The following is a 19,313-nucleotide window of genomic DNA, read 5'->3' as shown; positions in this document are numbered from 1 at the left end:
TGACGAGCAGGACTCTAGTGACGCGACAGCGCAGACAGGGCAGCGACCGCCGGGCAAATGCAATGCTCCATTGCACAGGCTGCCGCCACAACATTCCATTACAAAACGCCGTGCGCCAATGCAATCCATGAGCGCACCAGCCGCCGCATCCCCGGCCGCCCAGGGTCCGCGCATCCTGGTGGTGGACGACGATCCCGACATCCGCGAGCTGCTGTGCGACTACCTGCGCGCCTCGGGCATGCGCCCGGCCGCCGTGGGTGACGGCCAGGCCATGTGGGACTGGCTGGGCCGGCATGCGGCCGACCTCATCGTGCTGGACCTGATGCTGCCCGGCACCGACGGCCTGGCCCTGTGCCGCAGCCTGCGCGAACGCACCCACATCCCCGTGGTCATGCTCACGGCGCGCGGCGCCTTGCTGGACCGCATCCTGGGCCTGGAGATGGGGGCCGACGACTACCTGCCCAAGCCCTTCGATCCGCGCGAGCTTCTGGCGCGCATCAAGGTGGTGCTGCGCCGCGTGGCCCAGGCACCGGCGCCGGCCAGCGAGCCGGAGCATCTGCCCGTGCTGCGCTTTGCCGGCTGGACGCTGGACATGCGCGCGCGCGAGCTGCGCTCGCCCCAGGCCGTGCTGGTGCCGCTGGCCCAGTCCGACTACCGCGTGCTCTGCGCCCTGGCCAGCAACCCGCACCGCACGCTGAGCCGCGACTACCTGGCCGACCATGTGTTCGGCCGCGAGCGCCAGGCCCAGGACCGCGCCATCGACGTCTGCGTGAGCCGACTGCGCCAGCACCTGGAAGACCCTGCGCGCCAGGCCAGCCTGATCCGCACCGTGCGCAACGCCGGCTACGTGCTGACCTGCGACGTGGTGCCGCAGGCATCGTGATGGCTTGGATGCAGGCCGGCGCGCTGCTGCGGCGCCTGTGGCCGCAGACGCTGTCCGGGCGCGTGGCCCTGATCCTTGTGGCCGGCATGCTGGCGGCCCAGGCGCTGACGGGCACCATCTGGTGGGAAAGCCGGCGCAGCCAGCTGCTGGAGGTGCCGCTGCGCCTGCTGGGCGCGCGCGCCGCCGATTCGCTGCTGCTGCTGTCCTCCCTGCCGCCCGAGGCGCGGGCCGCCGCCGTGGGCACGCTGAGCACGCAGGGCTACCAGCTGACCCTGATCGATGCGGCCCGTGCGCGGCGCCTGATGGAGGACCTGGCGTCCGCTCCCGCCGATGCGGCCGACGCCATGGCCGGCGATCTGCTGGCCGATGTGCTGGCGCGGCGCGTGGGCGCGGCCGTGCCGTTCCACCTGCTGGCGCTGGAGCTGCACGGCGGCGCGGAAACCCTGCTCACCGCCCATGAGCCAGAGGCCCATGTGCGCATGCTGCTGGGCCTGGGCAACGGCCAGTGGCTGCAGGTGCAGGCCGTGGAGGGAGAGGCCGGCTACCCCGTCAGGCCCTACTGGGCGCTGGCCGACTACGTGCTGCGCATCTATCTGCTGCGCATCATCGTGGTGGTTGTGGTGGCTCTGCTGGCCGTGCGCCTGGCCATGCGCCCGCTGGCGCGCATGGCCAGCGCGGCTGACGCGCTGGGCAAGGACCTGCAAAGCCCGCCGCTGCCGCTGGACGGCCCGCGCGAGGTGCGCCAGGCGGCCCAGGCCTTCAATGCCATGCAGCAGCGCATTGCCGATGGCGTGGCCGAGCGCACGCGTTTCTTTGCAGCCGTCTCGCACGACCTGCGCACGCCCATCACGCGGCTGCGCCTGCGCTCGGAAATGCTGGAGCCCGAAGCTCTGCGCGACAAATTCCGCCGCGATCTGCAGGAGATGGAAGCCATGGTCACCGCCACGCTGGACATGCTCACCGGCGCCGACGCGCGCGGCGAGCGCCAGGCGCTGGACATCAACGCCCTGGTGCAGGGCGTGGCCCAGGACCTGGGCGAAGCGCATGGAGAGCACATCCCCATCACGGGCCGCGCCCTGCGCCCGCTCGATTGCTATCCCCACAGCCTGCGCCGCTGCCTGCAGAACCTGCTGGAGAACGCGCTGCGCTATGGCCGCGACGCCGAACTGCGCATCAGCGACAGCGACGATCTGCTGCGCATCGACGTGCTGGACCGGGGGCCGGGCATTGCCCAGGAGCAACTGGCCCAGGTGCTGGAGCCGTTCTACCGCATGGAGGCCTCGCGCAACGCGGGCTCTGGCGGGTTTGGCCTGGGCCTGTCCATTGCCGATGCCGTGGCCAAGGCGCACGGCGGGCGCGTTGTGCTGGGCAATCGGGAGGGAGGCGGGCTGGAGGCTGTGCTGGAGCTGCCGCGCAAGACTCCTGCCCGCTGATCAATCCTGGGCTGTGAAGCCTTTGCCGCAATCGCCGCAGATCAGGTTCAGCCCAGGCTTGCCCCAGACATTGACGGGCGCTGCGCAACCGCCGCAGCGGTACTTGACGCGCAGGGACTTGTTCACGGGCTGCACCATGGTCTCGCCGGTGGTGGAGCCCGGCACCGCCACCGAGGTGCCTACGGGCCGCACGGCTTCGGCCAGGGCGGGCACGGAGGACATGGGCGGCTGCGTGCCCTGCATGCCCTGGATCTGCGTGGCCATGCTCCACTGGCCCGTGACCACATGCTCGATGGCCGGGAAGCGGTCGTACCAGCTCAGTTGGAAGCGCGTGGTCAGCAACTGCTCGCAGGCCGCGAGGAAGGGGCCGCCCGCAATGGCGTAGTCGGCCATCATGTCGCCCGTGCGCCGGCCGCCCGGCCGGCCCGTGGACGAGGGCATGAGGCCCAGCGATTCCAGCTTGTCCGCCCATTCCTCGTTGTGATACCGCGCGCGGCCCGGCTTGCCGAAGTGGTGCTGCCACAGGTGCGTCATCTCATGCACCAGGGTCTGCAGCGTCTCGATGATGGGCACGGCCGCGAAGTAGGCGGGATTGAGCGCAATCTCGTCCGTGGTGCTGCCATCCAGCGACGCAAAACGCGCCGCAGAGAAGTAACCGCAGGTGCGTTTCTCGCGCTGCAGCGTGATCAGGCAATGGGGCAGGGCATCGTCGAACAGGCGCTGGTTGAAGTGCTCGTAGGCCTGCTGCAACTCGGAATAGGTTTCGCGCGTGGGTGCGGAGCGGACGGGGGCGGCGGGCATTGATGGATTGTGCAATACAACCACGTGAACATTGCCCCAAATCGACGTGGCAAAACCGGTATCGAAATTCAGAGCTGTCTGATTGAAAATAGCTATAAAGAATCAATAATTCATTTCTATGAAATTTATTGATCGACAGGGTGCCAGTTGCCATATACCGGGACTGCTGTACGACGGAGTACTTTCCGCTGAGGATTGGCAGTCTGCGCTGGACGCCATGCGGCAGGCGCTGGGCGCGTCCGTTTTCCATTTCTTCACGCTGGGCGCCACTGGTGGCGGGGTGATCGAGAGCGTACACAACCACGACCTGGCGGGCATCGATGCCGATAAATTGCGTGAATACGAAACCCACTACGTTGGCGAGGACCTGCGCATGTCCGTCGTGGCGAGCCTGCCCCAGGGCCAGTTCATGCTCGACCATGAGCACTTCAGCGCATGGGAGATGTCGCGCAATGCGGTCTACGTCGATGTGCTGGCGCCCCACGGACTTCGCAACACGCTGGGTGTCAAGGTGCGCGACGAGGGGGGACGCAGGACTTCCTGGGTTTCATGCGTCCCACGGATCGTGGAACCTATGGCGCACAGGAGCGGGTCTTCATGCAGCAGTGGATGCCCGATCTGGCGCGTGCCGCTCGCCTGCGCATGCACATGGGCGGACTGGCGCGGCAGGCGGCTTTGGGATTCACAGCCCTGGACAACTTGCCGCAAGGTATTGCACTTGTGGATTCAAATTGCCGCATCCACTACTGCAACCCCTCAGCCGACTGCCTGCTGGCAGCTTTTTGCGAAGCCTTGTCTGTGCGCCACTGCCTGCTGCGCTGCGTTGACGGGCAGGCTCAGGCGCAACTGCTGCGTCTTGTGGCCCAGGCTTGCGGCCATCATGCACAGGGCCTGGCCGGGGCTCTGTGCCTGACGGCAGGCTCTGCGTTACGGTTGATGGTGACGGTCCTGCCGCTCAAGCCCAGCCATGCCGCTGCGTTCCGCCAGCGGCCCATGGCTTTGCTGGTAATGGTGGAAGCTGGTACGCCATTTTCTGGCCCGAGTCCCGGACTCGTGCAGGAAGCGCTGGGTTTGTCGCCCTCGGAAGCGCGTCTGGCGGTGCTGCTTGCCACGGGCAGGACCGTCAAGGACTACGCCCGGATAGAGGGGTGCAGCTGGCATACGGCGCGCACCCACATGAAGAACCTGATGCGCAAGACAGGTTGCCACCGGCAGGTGGAATTGGTGGGGCTGCTGCAATCCCTGCAGCCGAGGTGAGTCCATGCAACAACGCATTGATGCCATCGCCGGTCAGCTGTATGAGGGGGTGCTCGCTCCCCAGGCCTGGAGCGAGGCGCTCGCGGGAATGTGCGCGCAATTGCAGGCGGGCGTCTTCCACTATTTCACGCTGAATGCTGGCGAGGCAGCCGTTCCGCAAAGCGCAAGCAATCTGGAAAGCTTCGGTTTGCATCACGGCTTGATGCAGGAGTACGAGACACACCACGCGCACAACGACCTGCGGATGGCAACCGTGCAGCGGCTGCCCGTGGCCCAGGTAATGCTGGACCATGAGCACATCAGTGCCAGGCAGGCGTCACAGAACAGCGTCTATACGGATTGGCTGGTTCCGCTGGGACTGCGGCATACCGCCGCTGCCGCCGTTCGCGTGGAAGGCAATGCGCATGATTTCATCAGTTTCATGCGCCCCAGGGATGCCGGCGTCTATGGTGCACAGGACAAGGCATTCCTAGAGCATTTGATGCCGCACATCGAGCGGGCCGGCCGCTTGCGCGCGCGCATGGGCCAGCTATGCGGCCAAGCAGCATTGGGACTCGCGGCACTGGATGCGCTGGCGCAGGCACTGCTCGTCGTGGATGCTCGGTGCCGGCTGCAGCATTCCAATCCGGCGGCAGAGCGCCTGCTCGCAACATTCGGCACGTTGCAATGTGTGCACGGCGGGCTGCGATGCACATCGGGCGAGGCGCATGCACGCTTGCAGAGCTTGGTCTCCGCCGCTTGCGCTAATCCCGCAAAGGCGGCTGCCTTGGAGCTCCAAGGCAGCCGGCCCAGCCAGTCCCGGCTCAGGCTGACCGCGTTGCCTCTAGCGGCCAACCATGCGTTTGCTGCGCCGTGGCAACAGCCCCTGGCCTTGATCTTTCTGACGTTGCCCGGCTCCATGGTTTTGCAGAATCAAGGTCTGGTGGGCGAGATGCTGGGCCTGTCACCCAGCGAGACTCGCCTTCTGTTGCTTCTGGCAGGCGGAAAGACCGTGAAGGACTATGCCTTGATGGAAGGATGCAGTTGGCACACGGCGCGCACCCACATGAAGAATCTGATGCGCAAGACGGGCTGCCATCGGCAGGTGGAATTGGTGCAGCTGCTGCGGGGGTGGGGAATGGTTTGAACAGCCCCTGCCCATCGCGCAGCGCCTTGCGGGCTGGGCGATGGATTGGGCGCTGCATGGTCCGCAGCCCTTGCTCAGGGGTTGTATTGCAGGTTGTAGTACATCTCCCTGCCGTTGCGGTCAGCGTAGACGAGGAGGAACTCGGCATAGTTCGTGGCCGATGCACCGTCCGGCTTGCCTCCAAAAGGTATGGTGGCCGAGGTGGCCCCTTGGGGCACGGCCACGGTCAGGTTGGGCGTGCGTACCGTGGGCAGGCCGGAGGCAGATCCCGCCGCAGCTCCCTGCCGGTAGGAACTGAGTACGGAAAGTGCCATGGGCGCGCTGCCCGCTGGCGGTTGCGCAGCCGACCAGACAACCTGTGCGCTGCCGCCACCGGCCTTGAAGCCGGCCACGATTTCGGCCTCGGAGGGCGAGATGGTGTTGAACTGGGGATAGGCATTGACAGGTATCTGCGCAAACGGATAAGACCCGCTCCTAAGCGTCACCTGGTAGGTGGCGACGGGTGTTTTGCCTTGCTGTCCGTTGACGGCTTTCCAGCCATCGTCGGCATGGATGTCGAATCGCACTTCGGTTCCCGCTGTCAGGCCCAGGGCTGCGAAGCGGTTGTCACCGTCTGCCATCGCAGCGGCATCGAACCCGCTGCGCACGGTGGAGCCCCAATAGTCGTTGGCCACGCCCAGTTGCGCGTTGGTGCAATCTGCCGTGACGGCGTTGGCCACGTCGTTGCTGGCGTTCGATCGACACTGCCGGAAGTTGTTGGTATCCGCATAGCTGGCGTTACCCCGGACGCCTTGCATTTCGGGTGCGTCGCGCATGATGCGTGGCGACAGCAGCTTGAGCGAGTGGCGCGCGCCGCCTGCCTGCGACGACGGCCAACTGACGATGGCGTAAGTTGCCAGCCGAGCAGGATCGGAGATGCCAAACTGCACCTCGCGCCGCAATTGAAACGGACTGGCGGACGGTTCGCCGTCGGCCAGCTGGCGCATCACATTGGCGCGGTTGCGTGACACCAGTCCTACGCTTACCACGCGCTGATTGCCAAGGGCGCGCATCTCGGCTGCATTGCGGGGAGTGGAGCAGGTCCCGCTGCTGTTGCCAGATATCAGTGTTTCGCGCTGCCCCGTGGTGCTGGTCCCGTCCGTGAATTTTTCGTCGTAGCTGATATCCACCTCATGCCGGGCGGAACCGTCGGCATTGGTGGTCTTGCGCTCTGCCAGGATTTGCAGATTTTCGAAGCTCCGCCCAATCTGATAGGCATTGGAGGCCTGGATCTGGGTCTGGTTTTCATCCCAATTGGTGATCAGGCGCGCCTTGCTGCTGCCGTTGCCCAGGTAGCAGTCGTCGAGATGCGCAAAGCGCTCGGCGCCTTTGGCGGGCAACTGGGTGGCGGTCAGAGTCTGGCTGGCATCCATGTACTTCTGCACCAGCTCCTGGGTCGTTTGCGTTGGGGGCGCAACCGGTGGCGTCACTTCATTGCCACCGCCACCTCCGCAAGCCGTAAGCGCGAGCACGGCACCGGCGATGAGGGTGGGACGCGATATGGAGGTCTGCTTGATCATTGGGTATCTGCCTTTCAAACGATTGGGAATGGGCGGCGGATGGATCTGATGGCCTCCCTCGTCCGCCTAGGCAGAAGTCTTCCCAGTCGTGTTGCATCAGGCCATACCGCATTTGCGGGATGGCCTCAGTCCCCACCCATCTGCCGTAATGCCTTTTGAAGGCCAGACACCGGGCAAACGGCACTGTTTGTCCACCACGTGTTCATACACAGGGGGCTGGAAATGCAGTGGATTAAAAAATCGCAGGCCTGAGGTGATCGGGCAGCGCCCGGTTCTCTGGCAAAGGGCGCAGGATAGACAGAATGAACCCTTTAAATCTTCAGTCCCTGCCCAATCGCATAGAACTGCCCGCCTGCCACATAGTGCAGGCTGCGCAGCGCGGGGTCGGCGTCCTCGAAGTGCCAGTGGCCGTCGCTGAACACGCGGGTGTCGGACCAGGCGCCCACGATCTCGCCGATGAACAGGTCGTAGGCCCGCTGGTTGTGGGGCTCGGGGATCAGCCTGCAGGCCAGCCAGCCGGCGCAGCCGTCCACGAAGGGCAGGTCGAACCCGTCCATGCCGAACAGCTGCGCGCCGCTGGCGGCGAGCTTGCCTGCATCGGTGGACAGGCTGAGCGTGCCGACCTGGTGCGTGAGTCGCAACTGGGCGGCCGTGGGCACCTGGATCACGAACATGCCGCTGTGCTCGACCAGGGCGCGCGTGGCCGTGGCCTTGTCCAGCACCACGGTGAGCTTTGGGGGCGCAAAGTCCAGCGCGCAGCACCAGGCTGCGGCCATGACGTTGTCCACGCCGCCGTGGCGGGCCGAGACCAGGACCGTGGGGCCGTGGTTGATCAGCCGGTAGGACTTGGCGAGATCGACCGGGGCGATGTGCGGGTTCATGCGAGCTTTCTGAGAGGTTCTTGACTGTGCATGGTGTTCACTCGGCCAGCGCCTCGGGACCCACGATATGGACGCCGGGCCTGGCGTTGACAGCAGCCTCTATCAAGGCCTGGGCGATGCGGTGCGCGGGGTTGAGCCGCCAGCGCCGGGGCAGCAGCGGGCCCAGGGCACCAAGAACGCCGACCATGAAGCGCTCGCCCGCGCGGTGCTCGGTGCGCGGGCCGCTGATCAGGCCGGGGCGCACGAAGGTGAGGGAGGCAAAGCCTTGCGCCTGGAGGTCACGCTCGAGCTCACCTTTGACGCGGTTGTAGAAGATGCGCGAGCCGGCGTCGGCGCCCATGGCCGAGTTCAGCACATAGGTGGGCGTGCCGTGGCGATGGGCCAGGCGGGCGGCCAGCAGCGGGTAGTCATGGTCCACACGCCGAAACGCCGGCTGGCTGCCGGCTGTCTTGATGGTGGTGCCCAGGGTGCAGACCAGGGCGTCGGCGCGCCACCAGTCGGCATCTTCGGGCAGGCGTTCGAAATCGACGATGGGGGCGAGCAGCCTGGGGTGCTCCGGCAGCGCCCGGCGTACCGGGGCCACGACGCGGGTAATGCGGCTGTCGGCCAGGGCCTGGTGCAGCACCTGGCTGCCCACCAGCCCCGTGGCGCCCACGATCAGCAGTTGCATGGCTTGGTCTTTCGCTTGGTCATTCGATGAGGACGCAGGTCAGCCAGTGTGCCGCAGATCGTGGGGCGGATGGCTGGCTCAGGCGGCCACTGGCCAGTCCGTGTAGCCCTGGGCACCGCCGCCGTAGTAGGCCTCGTGCGGGGCCACGGCCAGCTCCTTGCCGTGGCGCAGGCGGGCCACCAGATCAGGGTTGGCGATGAAGGGGCGGCCGATGGCCACGGTGTCGATCAGGCCCTTGGCGCGGCGGTCCATGGCCAGTTCCAGGTCATAGCCGTTGTTGCCCATGTAGGCGCCGTCAAAGAGCTTGCGCAGCGCGTCCAGGTCCACGCCGGGCGGCAGTTCGCGCGAGCCGCCGGTGGCGCCTTCCACGACGTGCAGGTAGGCCAGGCCGAAGCGGTTGAGCTGGGGGATGAGGTAGCCGTAGAGGGCCATCACGTCGCTGTCCAGCGGCGTGTTGCCGGCGTTGGGTGTGACGGGCGACAGGCGGATGCCCACGCGGTCGGCGCCCCAGACCTTGGCCACGGTGTCGGTGACTTCCAGCGTCAGGCGGGCGCGGTTTTCGATGCTGCCGCCATAGGCGTCGCTGCGGTGGTTGGTGGAGTCGCGCAGGAACTGGTCGAGCAGGTAGCCGTTGGCCGAGTGCACTTCCACGCCGTCAAAACCTGCACGCTTGGCGCATTCGGCCGCATGGCGGTATTGCTCGACGATGCCGGGGATTTCGCTGGTTTCCAGGGCGCGGGGCATGGATACCTCGGCCACGCCGTTGGGCGTGAAGGTGACGCCTTCGGCCTTGATGGCAGAGGGGGCGACAGGGGCCACGCCACCGGGCTGCAGGTCCACGTGCGAGTAGCGGCCCACGTGCCACAGCTGGGCCACGATCTTGCCGCCGGCGGCGTGCACGGCGTCGGTGACCTTCTTCCAGCCGGCGACCTGTTCCTCGGTCCAGATGCCGGGCGTGAGGTTGTAGCCCCGGCCCTGTGCGGAGATGTTGACGGCTTCGCTGATCAACAGGCCCGCGCTGGCGCGCTGGGCGTAGTAGGCGGCGTGAAGTTCGGTGGGCACGCCGTCGTCACCGGCGCGGCTGCGGGTCAGTGGGGCCATGACGAAGCGGTTGGCGAGCGACAGGCCGCCCAGTTGGGTTGGGGAGAACAGATCGGTGTGAAGGCTGTGGTCGGTCATGGTGTGCAGTGGTGGTGGTTGAACAAAAAGGAAGAGGGATGGGTAAAGGGTGTAGGTTTTGAAGTTGACCAGTCGTCTACAAACAAGGCAAATAAAAAGCAGCGGCCAGGCCTGCTCAGCCCAGCAGCCGCTTCGTGGACACGAGCGCTGCGGCAAATGGCTCCTCATGCCGGCCCAGCTTGGACAGCAGGGAGGCGCCCAGCCACAGCTGGTACAGCGATTCGGCCAGCGCAGGCGCGTCCAGGTCGGATGTGATGGAGCCGTCGGCCTGGCCGGCGCGCACGCAGTCGGTCAGCCGGGTGATGATGGCGTCGGTGCCGGTGCGCAGCACCGAGCGCATGTCGTCGGACAGGTCGCAGACCTCGGGGCCCAGCTTGACCACGAGGCACTGGCCTCCTGCATGGGCCGAGCACTGGTTCTGCGTCCAATGGCGGAAGTAGGTCATCAGCCGGGAGATGGCCGGATCGGGCGTCTCCATGAGCGCATCGATCTTGGCCAGGTACTCGTCGAAGTACTCCTGCAGCAGGGCCTGGCCGAACTCTTCCTTGGACTTGAAGTAGTAGTAGAAGGAGCCCTTGGGCACGCCCGCAGCCGCGACGACCTCGGCCAGGCCGACGGCCGTATAGCCTTTCTGGGTCATCAACGCCTTGGCCACATCAAGGATGTGCTGGCGTGTTTCCTGTGCGGGTTTCTTCATGGGATCGAAGTCTAACGCAAAAACCGACCAGTCGTCTACAAACTTTGTTCCCGCGTCATTCCGGCGGTCGCAAGGCCTGCGCCGTGTCGGGCAAGTCACCCGGCCGGATGATGCGCGCAAGGCCCATCCTGTCGCTCAGAAAGTCGATCAAGGCCCGGGCGGCGCCGGACTGGAAGCGGTTGGGCATGTACAGCATGAACATGCGGCCCTGGTTGATGCTGAATTCGTAGTCCTGCATGGCCAGCACGACGCGGCCATCTTCCACCTGGCGGCGCACCATGTAGTCGGGCACCAGCCCCACGCCCAGGCCGGAGGTGATGCAGTCACACAGGAAAGGGTAGCTGCGCGACATCAGCGTGGGCGTGATGTCCAGCTCCTCCAGCGGCTGACCGTTCCGCGCAATCTGCAGGCGCACCTTGCCGCTTTCGCCGCCCGATGTGATGAGCGGCGTGCGCGACAGCTCGGACGGTGTCTCCGGCAGGCGGTGGCTGCGCAGCCAGTCGCTGGAGGCGCACAGGCTGTAGCGCACCGGCCCCATGTCGCGCGCCACCAGCATGGGCGGCGGGTCGGACATGACGCGGATGGCGATGTCCACGCTGTCCTTGAGCAGGTTGTCTATGAAGTTCTCCAGGCGGATGTCCAGCACCACCTGCGGATGGGCACGCTTGAACTCGATCAGCCACGGCGCCATGACCAGGTGGCCGTAGCCGGTGGGCACGCTCAGCCCGATCTTTCCCGAGATGTCGTCCGTGCTGCTTTGGGCCAACTCGCGCACCAGTTCGGTCTCGTTGAGGATGTTGCGCGCATGGCGGTAGATGCGCTGTCCGACCTCGGTGGCCTCCACGCCCTGGGGCGTTCTGCGCAGCAGCGATGCGCCCAGGGACTTCTCCAGCCGGGCCAGGTGGTAGCTCACGTTGGCCCGCGACATGTTCAAGAACTTTGCCGCCTGGCTCAGGTTTCCGTGTTCGATGATCTGGACGAGGATGTTGAATGCCAGGAGATCCATGCGTTGCGGTCCAAGGGGGTGTCAATATTGTTTGACATGATGTCAACCGCCGCCGCCATTGTCAAAGAGGGTGCGCTGGGCAGAATGGGCCAGCCAGAACACATAAACATTCAAGGAGACAAGATGGCAGGCATCACAAAAAGACAGGCGTTGGCCAAGGGCATGGCGCTGGGCGCCATCGGCGTGGCTGCGTTCGCATCGCTGTGCGGCGCGGCGCAGGCCAATACCGATACCGGCGCCTGGCCCGACAGACCGATTCGCCTGGTCGTTCCCTTCCCGCCGGGCGGACCCACCGATGGCGCGGCGCGCGTGTACGCCGAGGCGCTGGCGCGCCAGCTGGGCCAGCCCGTGGTGATAGAGAACAAGCCCGGCGCATCGGGCGCGGTGGCGGCAGGCCAGTTCCGCACGGCAGCGCCTGACGGCTATACGCTGATGATGATGGTCACGCCCACCATCATGGCGCCGCATTTCTTCAAGAACGTCAAGTTCCACCCGGCCACGGATTTCGCCTCGGTCACCAAGATCTATGACTTGCCCAATGTGATTGCGGTCAATGCGCAGTCTCTGCCCAAGGTGACCGACCTCAAATCGCTGTTCCAGTACGCCAAGGCGCAGCCCGCCACGCTGGACTACACCAGCTCCGGGGCGGGCAGCTCGGGCCACCTGAGCATGGAACTGATGAAATCCGCCAAGCTGCACACCATGCAGCATGTGGCCTACAAGGGTAGCGCGCCCGCCATGAACGACACGCTGGGCGGCGTGGTGCCGGTGATCTATGCGGACATGGTGTCTGCGCTGCCCCATATCCGCAGTGGCCGGCTGAAGGCGCTGGCGGTGGGCACGCCCCAGCGCGTGAAGGCGCTGGACGGCGTGCAGACCATGGCCGAGCAGGGCTTTGGCGGCTATGAGGCATCGTCCTGGGGCGGCCTGGTGGCACCCAGGGACACACCGCGCGCCATCATCGACAAGCTCAGCGCCACCTCGCGCCAGCTGCTGGCCACCGACGAGGTGCGCGACCGCTTCGAGAAGATCGGCGTGACGGCCGCCTACCTCAACCCCCAGGACACCGAGGGCCTGATCCGCAGCGACTACACCCGCTGGGGCGAGGTGGTGCGCACCAACGGCCTGGGCGCGGAGTGAGCCCATGGCCATGAGTCCTATTCCTGCGCAATCCATGTTCCGGCCCCTGCGGGCTGTGCGTTCCCTGGCCGATGTGGAGGCCATCGAAAGCCAACCCATGGCCGGGCTGATCACGGCGCAAACGGTCTACGACCTGTTTTGCAACTCTGCGCGTGAGCACGGCCAGGGCAGGGCGCTGAGCTTTCTGCCCCAGGCCGGCAGCGTGGATGACGCCCGGCACCTGAGCTATGCCGAACTGCTGGGCAGGATCCACCAGACGGCCAACGCCCTGCATGCGCTGGGCATGGGCGCCAGCGACACGGTGGCCATCCTGCTGCCCGGCTGCATGGAGTACCACTTTGCGCTGTGGGGCGGCGAGGCGGCGGGCATCGTGCAGCCCATCAATCCGCTGCTGAGTGCCGAGAAGATCTCTGCCCTGATGCGGACCACGGGCGCGCGCTTTCTGATCGCCTGGGCGGACGAGGACGATGCCGGCATCCGGGACAAGGTGGCGTCGCTGGATGCGGACCTGGCGCATGTGCTCTGGGTCTCGCATGAAGGCCGGGCTCTCCAGGCGAATGGACAGCGCTGGCCCGCCAGCGATCTGCATGCCGCCCTGGCCGCCCAGCCCTCCGACCGGCTGGTGACCGGGCGCCAGCCCCAGGCCGGCGACGTGGCGGCCTATTTCCATACCGGGGGCACCACGGGTGCGCCCAAGATTGCCGTGCAGACGCATGGCGCCCAGGTCTACACCGCCTGGGCCAGCGTGCAGATGCAGGGCCTGAACACGGCCGACCGCACCATCAACGGCTACCCGCTGTTCCATGTGGCGGGCGTGCTGCCGGGCTCGCTGGCCTGCTTCTCGGCCGGAGCCCACGTCATCATTCCGACCACCGGTCTGTTTCGCAACAAGGCCGTGATTGCTGGCTTCTGGCGGATGGCGGCACAGTGGAAGCCCACGCTGATGTCGGCCGTGCCCACGGTGCTGGCCGCGCTGGTGGAGGTGCCGCTGCAGGGGGCCGATGTGTCCTCCATCCGCTACTTCCGCACGGGCGCCGCGCCGCTGTCGCCCGAGGTGGCGGCGCGCTTCAAGGCGCACAGCGGTTTCCATGTGCACGAGAGCCTGGGCATGACCGAGATGACGGGCATCTCCACCATCACGCCGCCCGGCCTGCACGCGGCGGCCGGCCATGTGGGCCTGCGCCTGCCGTTTGCGCGCCTGGCCGTGCGCCGCATGGGGCCGGACGGCAGGCCATCGGACCAGGAAGCGGCGCCCGGCGAAACCGGCATGGTGGTGTTCCAGTCGCCCAACCTGTTTTCCGGCTACCTGGGTGGCATCGCGCCGTCCAGCTACCTCACCGATGACGGCTGGCTGATCACGGGCGACCTGGGCTCGGTCGGCGACGATGGCCTGCTGCGGCTGCGCGGGCGTTCCAAGGACGTGATCATCCGCAGCGGCCATAACATCGATCCGCAGGTGATAGAGCAGGCGCTGGAGCGCCATCCCGCCGTCAAGGCCTGCGCTGCCGTGGGCGCACCCGATGCCTATGCGGGCGAGGTGCCTGTGGCCTTTGTCGCGCTCCAGCCCGGCGCCCAGGCCGATGAGACCGAACTGCTGGCCTTTGCCGCAGCCGGCGTGGACGAAGCGCCTGCGCGCCCGCGCTATGTGCGCATCATCGATGCGCTGCCCACCACCAACGTGGGCAAGGTCTACAAGCCGCGCCTGCGCAGCATGGCTGCGGAAATCTACGCCCGCACCCTGGTGGCCCAGGCGCATGAGCGTATGGGCCTGCCGCTGCCGCCCGCCGACAGCACCACGCATGCGGAGGGCGAGGGCTTTGTGCTGCGCCCGGACAGGGCGGCTGACCGGAGCCCTTGGGAGCAGGCCGCCGAGGCGCTGGCCTTCACGGGCGAGCCGGTGCGCATCGAGGATGCCGCCTGAGCGCTGGGCCGGACCCCATTGCAGCCACCTGGTGAACTGCGCCGGAGCGGTGCGCAATGCGCATAGAATGCAAACCATTCGCATTCAATAATCAATGCGGCGCCATGCGGCCGCACCCCACTCCCCAAGCACGTTCATGCCGTCGGCCCGTTGTGGCGCCGATGGCTGTTTTTTTGTCCTTTGAGGAAGCTGCAATGAAGAAACACTGGATTCTTGTCTCCGCACTCCTGGCCGCCAGCGGCGCCAGCCAGGCCCACCAGATCTGGCTGGAACAGCCGGCCGGCGAAACCGCCGTGATCCGCTTTGGCGAGTTTGGCGACAACCTGCGCGAGACATCGCCGGGCCTGCTCGACAAGTTCGGCAAGCCCGTGGCCACCCTGGTGTCTGCCCAGGGCGAGAAGGCGGCCGATGGCCGCAAGACCGGCACCGGCTTTGCGCTGCCCTTCAAGGCCGGCCAGGGCGACAGCATCGTGGCCGAGGATGCCGGCTACCCGCTGTACACCAGCAAGAAGGGCGAGCAGGAACTGCGCAACTGGTACCACCCGGCTGCACGCCTGATCACCGGCTTTGCCGCCCAGGCCCCGCGCCTGACGCTGGATATCGTGCCCGCAGGCAAGGCTGGCGAATTCAAGGTCATCTACAAGGGCCAGCCGCTGCCCAAGGCCAAGGTGGTGCTGACCGTGCAATCGGGCTGGAGCAAGGAAGCCCATGCCGACGAGCAGGGCCTGGTGCAGTTCGACATGCCCTGGAAGGGCACCTACGTGGCCGAAGCCACGCACGACGAGCGCAGCGGCGGCGAGCGCACCGGCCCGAACGGTGCAGAAAAATACGACGGCGTGCACTATGTGACCTCGGTCACCTACGTCAAGCCCGAAGGCGTGGCGCCCATCGCTGCCGGCCCTGCGGCCAAGCCCAACAAGTAAGCGCTGCGGCCAGGCACCTTGGCCCGAGACGCAGGCAGCCATGCCTGCCGGCCTCCATGCCTCATGCATGGAGGTTTTTTTTATGGGCGCTACAGTAGGAACACATGGGTGGGTGCGGTATTCGTCGTATACGATTGAATATTTCGTAAAGAGAGGGGCGTGGGCTTCAACGCCGCGTTCTAGAGGAGGAAAACCATGTTCAAACGCATACTGTCCCGCGGCCTGGCGCCGCTCCTGGCGCCGCTCCTGGCGCTGTTGTTGGCTGGCTCGGCCAGCCTGGCCCATGCCGATGAAGGCCTGCTGCTGGCCGCTGGCGCCGGCTACCGCAAGCCCGTGCTGGAACTGCTGCAGGCCTTCAGCCAGGCCACGGGCATTCGCGCCGAGGCCAGCTTTGGCAACATGAAGCAGATCGAGACGCAGGCCCGCCAGAACCCCGAGATCGCCGTGCTGATCGGCGACCGCGCCTTTGTCGAGCCCATGCAACTGGCCGAGCGCTACATCACGCTGGGCCAGGGCCAGCTGGTGCTGGTGGCCGCGCGCGGCCAGCGCCTGGAAAGCGTGCAGGACCTGGCCAGGCCCGAATTCAAGCGCATTGCCATCGCCGACCGCAGCAAGGCCGTGTACGGCAACGCGGCGCGCATCTGCCTGGAGCGCCTGGGCCTGGCGCAGACGCTGGGCGAACGCCTGGTCGAAGTGGCCACGGTGCCCCAGGTCAGCGCCTATGTGACCACCGGCGAGGTGGACGCAGGCTTTGTCAACAAGACCGAGGCCCTGGCCCTGAAAGACCGCGTGGGCGCCAGCGTGCCGGTGGCGGCCAGCTGCCATCCGCCCATCGAACTGAGCCTGGCCGTGCTCAAGGGCCGCGCCTCATCACCGCAACTGCGGGCTCTGCTGGACTTCATCGCCACGCCGCAGGCCCGCCAGGTGCTGGAGCGGCACGGCCTTTGATGGGCCACCCATTGCCTGCTGGCAGCTGACAGTCCATGACCGCCTCCGTTTGCGCCCAGGCGCCGCTGGCCCTGACCGCGCATGTCATTGCCTGGAGCCTGATGCTGCAATTGCTGGTGGGCGCGGGCCTGGGCTGGCTACTGGCGCGGCGCCGGTTTGCGGGGCGCCAGCTGGTCGATGCACTGGTCAGCCTGCCGCTGGTGTTTCCGCCCATCGTGCTGGGCTATGGCCTGCTGGTGCTGCTGGGCCGGCAAGGGCTGCTCACCCAACTGCTGCCCGATGTGCTGCGGCCCGACATCGTGTTTTCGCAAACGGGCCTGGTCATTGCGGCCTTCATTGCCGGGTTGCCGCTCATGGTCAAACCCACGCAGGCCGCCTTTGCAGGCACTTCGCCACGCCTGCTGGAGGCGGCGGCCATGCTGGGGCACCGCCCCTGGTCGGTGTTCTGGCGCATCGAGCTGCCGCTGGCCCGGCGCGGCATTGCGGCCGGCCTGATCCTGTCGGGGGGCCGTGCGTTGGGCGAGGTCGGACTGTCGCTCATGCTGGGCGGCAACATCATCGGCAGGACGGAAACCCTGTCACTGGCCATCTACAACAACGTACTGGACGGCAATCTGGCCTGCGCCAATCAGCTCTCTGTGATGCTGGGCGTGCTGGCCATGGCGGCCTTCATGGTGCTCAGGCGGTTTGGCGCGCTGTGAGCAACGGGCAGGGCGCAAGCTGGAAAGGACTCAGGGCAGGAACGGCGAAGACAGCAGCCGCAAGCCGATGGAAAACCACCGTTCCTGCGTGCTGCTGCCCGCGCGGTTACCGTAGGTGGCATCGATCTGCACATGTCCAGGCACCAGCCAGTAGCGCAGGCCCATCTGGTAGAAGGGCTTGCCCTGGTTTTGGCCGAATGTCTCGGCAATCAGCCAGGTGCTCTGGCTCAATTGGGCCTCGGTGGCCAGGCCCCAGGTCATGAGGTTGCGATGCGCCTGCGCCGTGCGCAGCCAGCCCACGTTGGTGTGGAAGAACAGCCGGTCATCGCGCAGCGAGAACGTGACGGGCACATAGGCGTACAAATCTCCCCGGCCCTGGCCCTCGTCATTCGGATGCCGGGCATTGCCCACGGCCAGGCCCCAGCCCCAGCCATTGGGCTGCAGTTCCTTGAACAGGGTCTTGCCCTGGATCACCACATCCGTGGTCCGGCTGCTGCCGTCCTCTCGCGTGCGTGCCGCGCCCAGCGTCAGCTCCAGATTGCCCGTGAAATTGCAGGCCGGCTGCGCCCAGAACTCCGTGCTGTCCTTTTTGGACTTGACCCAGCTTTCCAGCTGGCAGGACTTGGCATCGACGATGCGGGCATCGTCCGTGATCATGGGGCGAGCCGCGTAAGCCGGGCCGCTACCTAGGGCCGCTGCCAGGCCCAGGGCTGCTGCCGTCCAAAGGGGGTGGGAATTGCGCATGGCCCGCCATCCTAAAGCCGAAAAATGACGCCACCAGAACATTGCTGTGCCAGGAGCGCCACAACAACGGCTGTGCACGGATTGACCCCATATGGCCCTATATGCCCTTATATGGCTGGCACATCGAGGCACAGACGCAGACCCGCCATCTGCCCGGGCATGTTGGCCAGCGGCAGCTGAAGCTCCGTCAGCAGCATGGCCTGCTGCATGCGATGCTGAAACGGATAGAACGCCGCCGCACCGCCACGGATGCGCCACTCGTGCGGGCTGGCCTGCAGCCGGGTGAACGTGGCCACCGCCAACGCCGCCATTCCCCTGGGATTGGCGGCCGCGCGGTTGAGCCGACCATCGCCAAACTGCGTCAGGCACACATCACCGGACAGATCGCGCTGGGGAACTGCGTCCCCGCACACATACAGCCGCTCCGTGCCTGCCTTCGCAACGTACTCCCACTCATGGTCCCAAGGCAGGCGATAGCCCGTGGCGGCCAAAAAGCGCTGCGCTTCCTCTTGCGTGACATAGGCGGGAAACGGCCCGTCCTCGCTGGAGAAATCAGGCCGCTCCAGCCCATCGCACAACTCCACATGCTCTTCAATCACCCACTCGAACGTGGGAAAGCGGCCCATCAGAAACGCGGGCACATGCACGGGACCGGCCTCCTGCGCTGCATGGACCACCGGCGCAATCAAGGACCAGTCCTCCGCAGGGATCGAATCGCGCAACGTCGTCAGCCGCTGCGCCGTTGCCCCGTAGGTGAAATCGCCGCCCAGGACCAGGGTCAGCGTGGTCTCATGCTGCGCGTCGTAAAAGCAGGGAACCTCCCATGCTGTGCCGCCAACCTCAGCAAGTTCTGTAGAGAGGAACGGTTTGGCGAACTCGAAGCCGCGCGGCAGCCCCTCCAGAATGGCTTGGCAAATCTCTGCGCGGCGGGAGGGCAGGGTGGATTGCCATGATTGGAGGCTGGCGAGTTCAGGGATGGTGTGCATGGTCGGAACAAAATCACATGACTTCAAACAGATGAAATTTGATGCTGTGCGGATTTTTGCCGAAATCTCCAGGCAGTTCGCCACGCATGGTCAGATCGCACCTCTTGTCTTGCCTGAAAACATCCATCTCGTAGCCCCAGCCTCCGTAATTCAATCGATAGACCCTGATTGAGGAATTTTCATCGTCGGCACAAATTTCATCTTCTTCCAGAATGATCTGGCTACCTATTGGAGGAGGTGCAAGCGAGGTGAAATCGTCTTTGCCGAGATAATTTTCCAATGCTTCAAAAGCCTCATCCATTTGCAGTGGGCTGATACCGAAGTGGGCTTCAAGGGTTTTCAGATCTTGGTGAAAGAATGCGGTCGCCAGCAAGCGGATGGATTTCTCTGCGGTCTCCAGATTGAGTGTATGAAGATTTGGGTCGTATTCATATGAATGGGTAGATGCCATGTCTGGA

Annotated in this window: 19 protein-coding genes; 9 read left to right on the top strand and 10 right to left on the bottom strand. The window is 65.9% G+C overall.

Going from position 1 to position 19,313, the window contains the following annotated elements; all coding sequences use genetic code 11:
• The first annotated feature begins 118 nt into the window (after positions 1–118).
• A complete protein-coding gene (locus CLV01_RS18505; protein WP_013802320.1) occupies positions 119–883 on the top strand; it encodes a response regulator in 765 nt (254 codons plus the stop codon).
• Positions 883–2,316, top strand: a complete 1,434-nt coding sequence (locus CLV01_RS18500; protein ID WP_099733554.1) for an ATP-binding protein — start codon at positions 883–885, stop codon at positions 2,314–2,316. Before CLV01_RS18505 ends, CLV01_RS18500 begins: the two co-directional genes overlap by 1 nt.
• Here CLV01_RS18500 and CLV01_RS18495 read toward each other — a convergent pair whose 3' ends face one another.
• Entirely contained in the window at positions 2,317–3,117 is an 801-nt protein-coding gene (locus CLV01_RS18495) for a SprT-like domain-containing protein (protein WP_099733555.1), read from the bottom strand.
• A 597-nt stretch (positions 3,118–3,714) separates the two neighbouring features.
• Here CLV01_RS18495 and CLV01_RS29965 point away from each other — a divergent pair.
• Positions 3,715–4,374, top strand: coding sequence for a helix-turn-helix transcriptional regulator (locus tag CLV01_RS29965; protein WP_257221385.1), 660 nt, complete (start codon positions 3,715–3,717; stop codon positions 4,372–4,374).
• A gap of 4 nt (positions 4,375–4,378) precedes the next feature.
• Entirely contained in the window at positions 4,379–5,500 is a 1,122-nt protein-coding gene (locus tag CLV01_RS18485) for a helix-turn-helix transcriptional regulator (protein WP_099733557.1), read from the top strand.
• 74 nt (positions 5,501–5,574) lie between these two features.
• Here CLV01_RS18485 and CLV01_RS18480 read toward each other — a convergent pair whose 3' ends face one another.
• From CLV01_RS18480 to CLV01_RS18455, 6 genes are all read right to left on the bottom strand, one after another.
• Positions 5,575–7,059, bottom strand: a complete 1,485-nt coding sequence (locus CLV01_RS18480) for a hypothetical protein (protein ID WP_099733558.1) — start codon at positions 7,057–7,059, stop codon at positions 5,575–5,577.
• A 311-nt stretch (positions 7,060–7,370) separates the two neighbouring features.
• Entirely contained in the window at positions 7,371–7,940 is a 570-nt protein-coding gene (locus CLV01_RS18475) for a flavin reductase family protein (protein ID WP_099733559.1), read from the bottom strand.
• Between the two features lie 37 nt (positions 7,941–7,977).
• Entirely contained in the window at positions 7,978–8,610 is a 633-nt protein-coding gene (locus CLV01_RS18470; RefSeq protein WP_099733560.1) for an NAD-dependent dehydratase, read from the bottom strand.
• 78 nt (positions 8,611–8,688) lie between these two features.
• Positions 8,689–9,789, bottom strand: a complete 1,101-nt coding sequence (locus CLV01_RS18465) for an alkene reductase (protein ID WP_043823061.1) — start codon at positions 9,787–9,789, stop codon at positions 8,689–8,691.
• Positions 9,790–9,904: 115 nt separating this feature from the next.
• Complete coding sequence (locus CLV01_RS18460) at positions 9,905–10,486, bottom strand: TetR/AcrR family transcriptional regulator (RefSeq protein ID WP_012205713.1); 582 nt, start codon at positions 10,484–10,486, stop codon at positions 9,905–9,907.
• Between the two features lie 55 nt (positions 10,487–10,541).
• Positions 10,542–11,492, bottom strand: coding sequence for a LysR family transcriptional regulator (locus tag CLV01_RS18455; protein ID WP_099733561.1), 951 nt, complete (start codon positions 11,490–11,492; stop codon positions 10,542–10,544).
• 123 nt (positions 11,493–11,615) lie between these two features.
• Here CLV01_RS18455 and CLV01_RS18450 point away from each other — a divergent pair, with 123 nt between their 5' ends.
• The 5 genes from CLV01_RS18450 to CLV01_RS18430 all read left to right on the top strand — a co-directional run bounded on the left by CLV01_RS18450 (position 11,616) and on the right by CLV01_RS18430 (position 17,125).
• Positions 11,616–12,632, top strand: coding sequence for a Bug family tripartite tricarboxylate transporter substrate binding protein (locus CLV01_RS18450; RefSeq protein ID WP_099733562.1), 1,017 nt, complete (start codon positions 11,616–11,618; stop codon positions 12,630–12,632).
• 4 nt (positions 12,633–12,636) lie between these two features.
• Positions 12,637–14,553, top strand: coding sequence for an AMP-binding protein (locus tag CLV01_RS18445; RefSeq protein WP_099733563.1), 1,917 nt, complete (start codon positions 12,637–12,639; stop codon positions 14,551–14,553).
• A gap of 194 nt (positions 14,554–14,747) precedes the next feature.
• Positions 14,748–15,476: a DUF4198 domain-containing protein gene (locus CLV01_RS18440; protein ID WP_099733564.1), complete on the top strand. Its 729-nt coding sequence runs from the start codon at positions 14,748–14,750 to the stop codon at positions 15,474–15,476.
• A 195-nt stretch (positions 15,477–15,671) separates the two neighbouring features.
• Positions 15,672–16,424, top strand: a complete 753-nt coding sequence (modA, locus tag CLV01_RS18435) for a molybdate ABC transporter substrate-binding protein (RefSeq protein ID WP_099733565.1) — start codon at positions 15,672–15,674, stop codon at positions 16,422–16,424.
• 35 nt (positions 16,425–16,459) lie between these two features.
• Positions 16,460–17,125 carry a molybdate ABC transporter permease subunit gene (locus CLV01_RS18430; RefSeq protein WP_097202308.1) on the top strand — a complete coding sequence of 222 codons (666 nt, stop codon included), beginning with the start codon at positions 16,460–16,462 and terminating at the stop codon, positions 17,123–17,125.
• A gap of 30 nt (positions 17,126–17,155) precedes the next feature.
• On the opposite strand, the gene CLV01_RS18425 is transcribed toward CLV01_RS18430, so the two are convergent.
• From CLV01_RS18425 to CLV01_RS18415, 3 genes are all read right to left on the bottom strand, one after another.
• A complete protein-coding gene (locus CLV01_RS18425; protein ID WP_099733566.1) occupies positions 17,156–17,869 on the bottom strand; it encodes a hypothetical protein in 714 nt (237 codons plus the stop codon).
• A gap of 107 nt (positions 17,870–17,976) precedes the next feature.
• On the bottom strand, positions 17,977–18,855 hold the full coding sequence (locus CLV01_RS18420; RefSeq protein ID WP_099733567.1) for a hypothetical protein: 879 nt from the start codon (positions 18,853–18,855) through the stop codon (positions 17,977–17,979).
• Positions 18,856–18,868: 13 nt separating this feature from the next.
• Positions 18,869–19,306, bottom strand: a complete 438-nt coding sequence (locus CLV01_RS18415; RefSeq protein ID WP_099733568.1) for a hypothetical protein — start codon at positions 19,304–19,306, stop codon at positions 18,869–18,871.
• Positions 19,307–19,313: the final 7 nt, after the last annotated feature.

Source organism: Delftia sp. 60, from assembly GCF_002754395.1.
Lineage (GTDB): Bacteria > Pseudomonadota > Gammaproteobacteria > Burkholderiales > Burkholderiaceae_C > Comamonas > Comamonas acidovorans.
The sequence above is the reverse complement of the archived record's forward strand: the minus strand, read 5'-3'. Positions and strand labels throughout refer to the sequence as shown.